Source organism: Rugamonas sp. FW305-51 (assembly GCF_058786935.1).
Genome location: NZ_JBYSZG010000086.1, coordinates 1 through 10,074 on the forward strand (window position 1 = coordinate 1; position 10,074 = coordinate 10,074).

Here is a 10,074-nt window from a genome sequence, read left to right on the forward strand (position 1 = left end):
TCGGAATAGACGACGGTGGCGGGCGTGCCCGCCGCGTTGGCGAGCTGGAAGGTGGGGCGGGGCTGGGCCGCCAGCACGGTCAGCGGCACTTCGCTGCCCACCTGCACCCCGGGGGGCAGCAACATGCGGGCGGCATTGTCGGCCACCCGCACCAGGAAACTGCCGTCACTGTACCTGGACAGCACTTGCGCCTGCAGCGACTGGCCCACCAGCGCCTGCAGGCTGCGCTGGAACGCGGCCTGGCGGCCGTCGCCGATGGGCGCCGTGCCATGCACCGCATCGGCCGCGGTCAGCGGCGCGACGGTGGCGTCCAGGCGCGGCAACATGGCGCCGGCCAGCGTCAGACGCTGCCGTAGGCGTTGACCAGGCGCCGTTCCGTGCCGGCGTTATTGATCAGCCTGGACAACTGGGCCATCCACGGCATGGTCAGGTCGCGGATCTGGCGGTCGGCGTTGAGCATCTGGCGTATCAGTTCGATCTTGCGTTCGCGCTGGGCACCCTGCATGGGCTGGGCCGGTTCCTGCGCGCGCAGGCGCTGGGCGTGGGCCGCGCAGCACTGCTCGAGCTCGACCAGCCGGTCCCAGTCGCTGGCGCCGGCAGCTTGCACCATCTGTTCGGTCAGGGCCGCCATGGCGGCGTACACGGTCAATATTTCTTGGCTAGTCATCATGGGTCAGGCGCTCACGAGGGTGGGAGTAGGGGCGGTCTTGGCGCTGGTGGCTGGGGCCTCGCCGATGGCGTTCCAGGCGTCGCGCAGTTCCGTCAGCAGGCGCTGCACTTCCTCCAGGATGGCCGGGTCGTTCTGCAGGTTGGCCGTCAGCAGGCGCGCGCTCATGTATTCGTACAGGGCGTCCAGGCCTTCGGCGATCTCGCCGCCGGCCTTCTTGTCGAGCGCGGCGCGCAGGCCGCTGTCGATGATCATGATGGCTTTCGAAATGGACTTGCCTTTCTCGCCGATATTGCCGGAGCGCATGCTCACCAGCGCGACGTTGATGGCCACCAGGGCGCCGTCGAACAGCATCACGATCAGTTTGTGCGGGCTGGCGGCGAGCACGCCCGTTTCCATGCCTACCTTGGCATAGGCGTGTACGCCAGTTTGTCGGGATCCGAACATTGTCTGTCTCCTGTGAATTAACCGTTCTTGGCGATGGCCGCCAATTGTTGCGTCAAATAAGATTGGGTGCTGTTCAAGCTGGCGATCAGCGTGTCGAGCTTGGTGTACTGGGCCCGGTAGCGCGCCTCGACATCGACCAGGCGGGCGCTGAGCGCATCCTTTTGCTTGCCGATATCCTTGACTGTCTGGTTCAGCCCGTTGGTGCGGCTGGTGATGTAGCCTTTGGAGCCGAGGAAATTGCCGGCCAGATTGTTGAGCTGGTAAGCATAGCCCTGCGAGAAACCGATGTCGCCGCGGGCGCCCGTGGTGTCGCCGTCGATGGTGAGTTTGAGGCCTGCGATCGGGGCGCCTGGCGTGCCGGTCAGGGTCTGGCCGTCGCCGGTGGCGGCATAGCCGCCGATGGTGCCGGCCACGTCCACCCCGCCCACCGAGGTGGCCGCGCCGAACACGGAGGCGACGGTGCTGCCCGTGTCGTCGATCAGGCTGATGTTAGATTGCGCGCCGTAGCGGTTCGATTGCAGCTTGAGCGTGCCGTCGGTGCCGATGGTGGCGCTGACGGTCCAGCCCGCGTTGGCAAAGCCGCTCACGCCGTTGATCGACGATTGCAACGCCGTGGCCAGTTGGCTGGGCGTGTAGCTGCCGGCCGGCACGGTGACGGTGGCGGTGCTGGCGGCCGTGGCCGTATCGTTCAGCTTGACGGTCCAGGTGGTGTCGGCATCGATCACGGTGGTGGCCGGCAGGGCGGCGGCGCTGGTCAGGCTGCCCTGGGTAGCCAGGGTGGTGATGTCGACCGCATAGTCGCCGGCCTTGGTGGCCGAGGTGGAACTGACGAAGCTGATCTTGCTGTCGCTGGTCTTGCCGACGGCCGCGAACAGGCCGGCGATGTCGTTGAAATTGCTGGTGATCGCCTTGTTCAGCTTGGACGAGTCGAGCGTCAGCGAGCCGTCTTTCTGGAACGAGATACCGACCTGGGACAGGTTGGTCAGATTGCCCTTGAGTCCGGTGATCTGGGTCGACAGCTGGCGCCGGATGGCGGCCTGCAGGTTGCGCACGGTGGCGTCGCCGAGCAGCGGGCCGCCGGTCTTGGTGTCGGCGTCATAGCCGGACAACTGCGTGATCTGGTTGTTGAGGTCGTTATAAGCTTTGACGAAGCTGTTCACCGAGGTGGTCAAGGAGGCCGTGTCGCGCGCCACCGTCAGGCTGCTGCTGCCGGTCTTGTTGACGCTGAGCGAGACACCGGCGATGGCGCCGCTGATGCTGCTGCTGCTACTGCTGACGGCAATGCCGTTGACGTTGGCCAGGGTGTCGAGTGCGGATGCTTTCTGACTCATGTTTTGCGTGCCGCCCGGGTCGTAGCCCAGCAAGCTGACCAGGTCCGGATCGGCCGGATTGCCGCCGGCGCCGCTGAGCGTGATGCGCATGGTCGACGAGGCGCCGGTGGCGCTCGAGGTCAGTACCAGGTGGTTGGGGGTGGCATTGGTGCCGGTGGCGCCGTCCGACACCAGGCTGGCCGTGACACCGAAATTCCCCTTGTTGATGGCGGCGGCGATGCCTTGCAAGGTGTTGTTGCTGCTGTCGATGACGATGCTGCCTGATGTGCGGTCGGGGTCGGCCGTGAAGCCTGCGCCCAGATAGGCACCGCCCACGCCGGCCGTCAAGCCGGCGGCGGCCGGATTGGTGCCGCCCACCGTGATCGGACTGGCATCGGCCGAGGTCAGTGTGATGGAACTGACGGCCGTGGTGGTGGAACCGGTATTGGCCGTGCCGCTGTTGCCGATGCCGCCGGTGACGGTGCCGCTGACGGTCTCGGCCACGTTGATGTTGGCGCCATCGGCGTTGGTGAACTGCAAGGTGCCGGCGGCGGCCGTGCCGCTGAAGGTGATGTTGGCGTCGGCCAGGGCGCGGGTGACGGCCGTGTCACCCGTCAGTGCCGTATCGAGCGCCGCCACGTTGACGCCGCCGGTTCCGTTGGCGGCCACGTTGGTTGCTTGGCTGGCGATGGTGACCCCACCCACCGTCAGCGCATAGGTGCCGCCGCCGCTGGTGTCGACGGCGCCGAAAGTGCCGGCGCCGAACAGGGTGGCGCTGGTCACGGTGGCCGCCGCCTTGGCCGATACGCCCGTGGTGCCGCTCTTGGCATTGATGGCGTCGGCCAGCAAGCGGGCGCTGCGGGTGCTACCGTCGGTGGCGATGGCGCTGCCGTTGATGGTCAGCGCGCCCGGGGTCAGGCCCCCGGTCAGCATGCTGGCGCCCAAGGTGGTGCCGGTCAGGCCGAAGGTGCCGCCCGATACCGTGCCCAGCGTGAAATTGATGGTGGTGGTGGCGCCCAGGCCGATGGCGGCCGTGGTGCTCTTGTAGCCGCCCGAGGCCAGGGTCTGGGCCTGGGCCACCTGGCTGACATTGATGCGGTAACTGCCAGGCAGGGCCTTGGTGGTGGCGTTGGCGCTCAGCACCGTCGAATCGCTGGGCGTGGCACTGAGCGACTGGAAGCTGGCTAGCGACGTCAGCGACGAGAGCGAGCCCTGGAATGAACCCAGGGCGCCGGACAGGTTGCCGAAGGCCGATACCTGGGCCAGATAACTGGCCGATTTTCTATCGAAGTCCGCCAACGGGGCGGACTCCACCTGCATCAGCTTGCTGACTATGGTGTTGACGTCGATGCCAGAACCGATACCGGGAGATGAGATGCCCACGTTGGACTCCTAAGGAAAGCAACAATATAAGTCATTATCGGCACATTCAAAGAGGACTTGAGAGGGGGAAATGCCAGTCTGTTTGAGATTCGCATAAAAAAACGGCATGCGGCGGCGCGGGGAGGGGGCGGGCGGCCGCGGCAAAGCGGGCAAAGGCGGTGGTGCCTGGCGCATGTCTACAGCATAGCGCAAGCATGCCATGAAGGAAGGAAAAGCGGCGCGCCCCTGGGCGCGGCCGCTTCAGGCCGTTTGCTTGATGAGCAGGCCTGCGTTGTGGCTGGTATTCGCCAGCGATTTGGCGATTTCCAGCGCTTCGGGCGACGGAATCTGACGCAGCACTTCCTTGGTGGTCTGGTCGATCACCTTGACGACGGTACGCTTGCTGTCCTTGTCGATGGAAAATTCCAGTCCCTGGGCCCGTGCCTGGGGCGATTGGTTCAGTTGCGACACGGCTTTGGAAACCTGGTCCAGGGTCGGCACGGCGGCCGCTTTCTGAACCGCGGCGGCCGTTTCGACGGCGGTGGCGGGAGCCCGCGCCGCGCCGCCAGGGACGAGGGCGGCATCGTGGCCGGCAGGATGGCGCTCGATCGGGCGCGCTGCCGGGGCAGCACTTAATGAGTCGATGGTCATGATGGTTCCTGTTAGTGCAAAATCCCCGGCTGCGCAAGGCAGCCGGGGAACCGGGTTTTAACGATGTGTGTCCATCGCTACACGGGTTTAACCACGCAGCAGCGACAGCACGCCGTTCGGCAGCGAGTTAGCCTGCGCCAACATCGCGGTACCGGCTTGTTGCAGGATCTGGCCGCGGGTCAGGTTGGCCGTTTCCGCCGCAAAGTCGGTATCCTGAATCCGGCTACGCGAGGCGGACAGGTTCTCCGTCGTCGTCTGCAGGTTCGCGATGGTCGAGGCGAAGCGGTTCTGGATCGCACCGAGCGAGGCACGGTTGCTGTTGATGGCGTTCAGCGCCGAGTCGATCGTCTTCAGGGCTGCGTTGGCGCCGTCCACGGTCGATACGTCCACCTTGGCCACCGACTGCAGGTCGGAACCGGTCGAGCCATTCACGATGGTGGCCGTGGTCGCGTTCAGCGAGAAACCAGCGTCGGACGAGAAACTCAGCTTGCCGCCCACGGTGATGGCGTCGTTCTGCACCAGACCGCTCTGATGCAGGGCAGCCACGGCGGCGGTGCTGCCGACGGCTGGCTGGTCGGTGCCACGCACGAAGGTGGTGGCGGCCTTCAGGATGTCGTCGCTGGCGCCGTTGGTGTTCAGGATTTCGATGTCAGCGCCGCTGCTATTGGTCAGCTGCAGTTCCTTGGCGCCGCTGCTCCCGGTCTTGATCGAGGCCGAGATGCCGGTGGTGTTGGTCTGGGCATTGACAGCCTGGGCCACCGCCGACAAGTCACCGCCCTTGACCTTGGCCGAAATGGTGACGCCGGTCGAATTGGAATCGGACTCCAGCGAATTGTCGCCGCGCAGGGTGAACTGCACCGAACCATCGGCCAGGCCCAGACCTTCGAGGGTGGCGGTGGTGGTGGCGCTGGCCGTCACGCCGGTCTGGCTCGACAGCGAATTGACGGAGGCAGCGATTTTCTTGGCGCTGTCGCCGGCGCCGACGGTGACATTGGTCGTGCTGCCATTGCTGGAGGTGACCACCAGAGTGTCGGCGCCCTGGCTGTTGGCCAGGTGGCCGGCCACCTGGGCGCCGGCGGCAACCGCGTCGGACAGCTTGCCACCGGCGGCGCCATCGAAGACGGCCGACAGGCTGTTGTTGCCGATGTCGCCGGCCTTGGCCGACTGGATGCCGACGTTGATGGTCTGGCCGGAGTTGGCGCCAACCTGGAACTGGGCCGCGGTCAGCGAGCCGTCCAGTACGTTCTGGCCGTTGAATTGGGTAGTGGTGGCGACGCGATCGAGTTCCTTCGACAGCGACGATACCTCATTCTGGATCGACTTGCGGTCCGAATCGGAGTTGGTGCCGTTGGCCGATTGCACGGCCAGTTCGCGGATACGCTGCAGCAGGTCGCCGGCGGTGCTCAAACCACCTTCAGCCGTTTGCGCCAGCGAGATGCCGTCGTTGGCGTTGCGTGCTGCCTGAGTATCGCCCCGAATTTGCGAAGTGAAGCGCTCGGAAATGGCCAGGCCGGCGGCGTCGTCCTTGGCGCTGTTGATGCGCAGGCCGGAAGACAGACGTTGCAACGAAGTCGACAGCGAAGCTTGCGAGGTGTTCAGATTGCGTTGTGCATTCAGCGAGGCAATATTGGTATTGATGGTTGCAGCCATGATGTTTCTCCAGACTAGTACTTCGATTTGGGCGAGGTGCTCATTTCACTTTGGTCTGTCTCCGCGTTCCGAGACAATCAAACCGCTGTTGTAATCGATAACGGTTGCCGCACGGGAAAATTGAGAGGAGAAAACACGTTAAATTTTATTTTTTGAGCCTAAAGTTCGTCCGCTTGCCCCGTTAAACGACAGCAAGCGGCGAATCTTTAGGGTGAAAATAATTATATTTTGGCCTTTATTTCCGCCGGATCTGGACAGGGTGGGGGCTAAATGATGGCTTGGTTGGCAACAATGGCGGCCCGGAACGGCCAAAAAAAGGCCGGCGCCATCGCTGGCGCCGGCCCGGGGCGGCGACAAGCAGGGGCGGAGACCGTCAGTCAGCCACCACCACCCGGTTCTTGCCCGACTGCTTGGCCTGGTACATGGCCTTGTCGGCGCGCTTGACCAGCTCGCCCTGCTCCTCGTTGGGACGGCGCAGGGCCACCCCGGCCGAGAAGGTGATCAGCACTTTCTCGTTATCGTGCAGGAAGAAGTGCTTGGTCAGCTCGCGCTGCAGGCGCGTCATCGTCTGCGAGGCCGCCTCCACCGTCGTCTCGGGCAGCAGGATCAGGAATTCCTCGCCGCCGAAGCGGGCGATCACGTCCATCGAACGCAGCGTTTCCTTGACGATCTTGACCAGGTGCTTCAAGGCCGCGTCACCGGCGATGTGGCCGTAGGTGTCGTTGAGGCGCTTGAAGTCGTCCAGGTCCAGCAGGGCGATGCACAGCGGGGTGCCGCGGCGGTCGGCGCGGGCCGTCTCGCGCTCGAACACATCGTCCAGGCCGCGCCGGTTGAGGCTGCCCGTCAGCTGGTCTTCGCGCACCAGTTCGCTCATATGTTGCAGCTTCGCTTCCAGCGCGTGGATGCGCTGCTCGGCGTCCTGCACTTCCTGGCGCGCCAGCACCATCTTGTCGCGCGCCTTGAGCGCCTCGTTCTGGACGATGCGGGTTTCGCGCAGCACATCGTCGAGGATCTGGTTGAGCTCGGCGATGTTCTCGGCCCGGCTGATCTTTTCCGAATAGCCGCCTATCTTTTCATGGAAGTCGCCGGTGGAGGCGGCCACTTGGCCCAGGCGGTCGATGAAGGTCATCATCATGTTCTTGACGGTGAGCTTGACGTCCGACAGGCTGTGCTTGAGCTGGCTTTGCTTGTAGATCACGTCCTTCAGGCTGCGGGTGGCCTCTTCCAGCGCGCGCTGGTCGATGGGGCCGGCGATCAGGTTCTGCACGGCGTCGATCTGGCCGCGCAGCCAGCTGTCGTCGTCCAGCAGTTCGCTGACGTTTTCCAGCAGCAGCTTGAACAGGCGCAGCAGCAATTCCTGCTGCTCGGCCGTGTCGCCGCTCTTGAGTTCGATCTGGTAGCACAACTGCTTGAGGCGTACGGCGATCTCGGCCAGCGCTTCCTCGCTGTGGGCCTGTTTGGTGGCCGCGCCCAACGATTCGGCCTCGGCCACCAGGGCCGGGGTGCCCGTCAGCAGCGAGGCGACGGCGAAGGTGAGGGTGCGGCTGAGCAGGTCGCGCAGCATGCGGCTCTGTTCGGAATCGGGGGCGGCCGCCGTCTCGATGCCTTTCTTGACCGTGACGTGCTTGTCGACCAGTTGCGACAGGGCCTTGGCGTAGCCGTCCCAGTCGCGCGACTTGACGGCGCGGTTGAAGCGGCGGCCGAACTCGGCCAGGTCGCCCACGCCGTCCGACAGGCGGCTGGCGAAGCCGCTCAGCACCGTTTCCGGACCGGGATCGACGCTGCCCAGCGGGGCCGGGGGCGCGGCCGGCGCGGCCGGCGGCAGGCCGGCGATTTCCAGGTAGATGTCGCGGTAGGCGTCGGGGGTGGGCGCGATGCGGCGCGCGGCCAGGCGGCGGAACGCTTCGCGGGCAATGTCGGCCGGGTTTTGCTGCGCCGCGGCCGCAGGGGTGGGTTTGCTAGACATGGTTGCGCACAGCCTCTTTCAGTGACTCAGTCCTATCATGATAGGCGACCGGGCGGCCATGCATAGCGTTGATTAGCGGCCGGAAGATGTCTTAATTAAACGCATACAAAATATTCTTTTTGGCAACTTCGCCCGTCCGGCGCGCGCCGTGCTCATTCGATCAGCTGGTTCTTGATGGCGTAGTGGGTCAGCTCGGCGCTGTTCTTGAGCTTCATCTTCACCAGCAGCCGGGCCCGGTATTCGCTGACGGTCTTGACCGACAGCGACAGTTCCTTGGCGATGGCGCCCACCGTCTTGCCGGAGGCGATCATGGTCAGGGTCTGGTATTCGCGGTCCGACAGGGCGTCGTGGGGCGGCGCCTCGTGGTCCTCGCCCACGTGGTTGGCCAGTTCCTGGGCCAGGGCGGCGCTGATGTACTTGAGCCCGCCGGCCACCTGGCGGATCGCCGTCACCAGTTCGCGCGGGGCGCTCTGCTTGGTCAGGTAGCCGGAGGCGCCCGCCTTGAGCGAGCGGATGGCGTACTGGTCCTCGCGGTGCATGGACAGCATCAGCACGGCCAGTTCCGGCTTTTCCTTCTTGATCTGCTTGAGGACTTCAATGCCGTTGCGGTCGGGCAGCGAGATGTCGAGCAGGATCACCTGGCAGTCGGCCTTGCGGAACAGCTTGACGGCATCCAGTCCGTTCTCCGCCTCGCCCGCCACGACGATGTCGCGCGTCTCGGCCAGGATCTGTTTCAAGCCCTCGCGCACAATGGCGTGGTCATCGGCGATGAAGACCTTGATGATGGCTTTCTCTGTCATGGTTGCGTCTTTTACTCGGTTGCGCTATTTCGCAGTGGAAACTTTCTGATCCGCTATTGTAGCGCCGGCGGGCGCCCCGGTGCGGCCTGCACGGTGTTCAGCGCATTTAATTTTCACGGCCACCACAGTGCCGCCGCCCACGGCGTGGCTCAGCGTCAACGTGCCACCCAGGGCGCGGGCCCGCTCCGTCATGCCGCGGATGCCGAATGAGTCCGGCTTGGCGCGGTCGCCCTGCCAGATGCCGCCGCCGTTGTCGGCGATCTTCAGGCTTACCTGGTGGCGGGTGCGGGCCAGCTTGACGGTGACCCGGCTGGCGCCGGCGTGCTTGGCGATGTTGGTGAGCGCCTCCTGCACGATGCGGAACAGGGCCGTGGCCTGGTCGTGGTCGAGCGCCACTTCGCGCGCGTTGGCGCTGAAGGCGCAGGGCAAGCCGGCCTGCTGCTCGAATTCCTTGCACAGCCACTCCAGCGCGGCCACGATGCCCAGGTCCAGCAGGGGCGGGCGCAAATCGAGCGAGATGCGGTGCACGGCGTCGATGGTACGGTCGACCAGCTGGTCCACATAGGCCGCCTTGTCATGCAGCAACTGGTCGCCCGGCGGCAGGCGGGCCGCCAGCATGGCCAGCGCCATCTTGATGGCCGTCAGGTTGCCGCCCAGGTCGTCGTGGATTTCGCGCGCGATGCGGGTGCGTTCCTGTTCCTTGACCTTCTCGATGTGGGCCGTCAGCTCGGCCAGGCGGGCGCGCGAATGGCGCACCTCCTCCTGCTCGCGCCGGCTTTCCGTGATGTTGGTCATGATGCCTTCCCAGCGCACGGCGCCGCCGGGCAGGGCGTGCGGCGTGGCGCGCAGGTTGATCCACTTGATGTCCTTCCAGGCTTCGATCCAGATCCGGCCTTCCCAGTTCCAGCTGGCCAGGCTGCTGGCCGACGCTTGCATGGCGGCCAGGTAGGACAGGCGGTCCGGCTCCAGTATCAGGGCCAGAAAACATTCGGGCGCCGCGTGCAGGGCGGCCGGCGTCAGTCCCAGCAGGGCCTGGCAGCCGTCGCTCAGGTAGGGGAAGGACACGCGCTGGTCCGCCTGCAGCACGAACTGGTAGACCAGGCCGGGCGTGTTGGAGACGATGGCGTCCAGGCGGGCCCGGACCTGGGCCAGTTCGGCGGCCACGGCGGCGGGATCGGGGGGAGTGAAGGCGGCGGTCATCGGGTGGGCTTGGTCATCGGG

At 65.4% G+C, this 10,074-nt stretch carries 8 protein-coding genes and 1 pseudogene; all 9 read right to left on the reverse strand.

Annotation, left to right across the window (positions count from 1 at the left end; genetic code table 11):
• Positions 1-326, reverse strand: a pseudogene (locus AC3WOS_RS27915) (flagellar hook-length control protein FliK); the annotation flags it as partial.
• A 14-nt stretch (positions 327-340) separates the two neighbouring features.
• Entirely contained in the window at positions 341-670 is a 330-nt protein-coding gene (locus tag AC3WOS_RS27920; RefSeq protein ID WP_492720508.1) for a flagellar protein FliT, read from the reverse strand.
• 3 nt (positions 671-673) lie between these two features.
• The gene (fliS, locus tag AC3WOS_RS27925) at positions 674-1,114 is read right to left on the reverse strand and encodes a flagellar export chaperone FliS (protein ID WP_492720510.1); all 441 of its coding nucleotides are present in this window, start codon (positions 1,112-1,114) and stop codon (positions 674-676) included.
• Positions 1,115-1,131: 17 nt separating this feature from the next.
• Complete coding sequence (fliD, locus tag AC3WOS_RS27930; protein ID WP_492720511.1) at positions 1,132-3,807, reverse strand: flagellar filament capping protein FliD; 2,676 nt, start codon at positions 3,805-3,807, stop codon at positions 1,132-1,134.
• 240 nt (positions 3,808-4,047) lie between these two features.
• A complete protein-coding gene (locus tag AC3WOS_RS27935) occupies positions 4,048-4,437 on the reverse strand; it encodes a flagellar protein FlaG (protein ID WP_492720512.1) in 390 nt (129 codons plus the stop codon).
• A gap of 87 nt (positions 4,438-4,524) precedes the next feature.
• Positions 4,525-6,087 (reverse strand): flagellin N-terminal helical domain-containing protein, encoded by a 1,563-nt coding sequence (locus AC3WOS_RS27940; protein ID WP_492720514.1) that lies wholly within the window; start codon positions 6,085-6,087, stop codon positions 4,525-4,527.
• Positions 6,088-6,460: 373 nt separating this feature from the next.
• Positions 6,461-8,053 carry a GGDEF domain-containing protein gene (locus tag AC3WOS_RS27945; protein ID WP_492720516.1) on the reverse strand — a complete coding sequence of 531 codons (1,593 nt, stop codon included), beginning with the start codon at positions 8,051-8,053 and terminating at the stop codon, positions 6,461-6,463.
• Positions 8,054-8,205: 152 nt separating this feature from the next.
• The gene (locus AC3WOS_RS27950; RefSeq protein WP_492720518.1) at positions 8,206-8,853 is read right to left on the reverse strand and encodes a response regulator; all 648 of its coding nucleotides are present in this window, start codon (positions 8,851-8,853) and stop codon (positions 8,206-8,208) included.
• Positions 8,854-8,877: 24 nt separating this feature from the next.
• On the reverse strand, positions 8,878-10,074 hold a 1,197-nt coding region (locus AC3WOS_RS27955), incomplete at its 5' end, for a sensor histidine kinase (protein ID WP_492720520.1).

Excerpts from the sequence above, each read along its gene's own strand:
- AC3WOS_RS27920 (WP_492720508.1), bottom strand. The coding sequence starts at position 670 with ATGATGACTAGCCAAGAAATATTGACCGTGTACGCCGCCATGGCGGCC.
- AC3WOS_RS27950 (WP_492720518.1), bottom strand. The coding sequence starts at position 8,853 with ATGACAGAGAAAGCCATCATCAAGGTCTTCATCGCCGATGACCACGCC.
- AC3WOS_RS27945 (WP_492720516.1), bottom strand. The coding sequence starts at position 8,053 with ATGTCTAGCAAACCCACCCCTGCGGCCGCGGCGCAGCAAAACCCGGCC.
- AC3WOS_RS27935 (WP_492720512.1), bottom strand. The coding sequence starts at position 4,437 with ATGACCATCGACTCATTAAGTGCTGCCCCGGCAGCGCGCCCGATCGAG.
- fliS (WP_492720510.1), bottom strand. The coding sequence starts at position 1,114 with ATGTTCGGATCCCGACAAACTGGCGTACACGCCTATGCCAAGGTAGGC.
- AC3WOS_RS27940 (WP_492720514.1), bottom strand. The coding sequence starts at position 6,087 with ATGGCTGCAACCATCAATACCAATATTGCCTCGCTGAATGCACAACGC.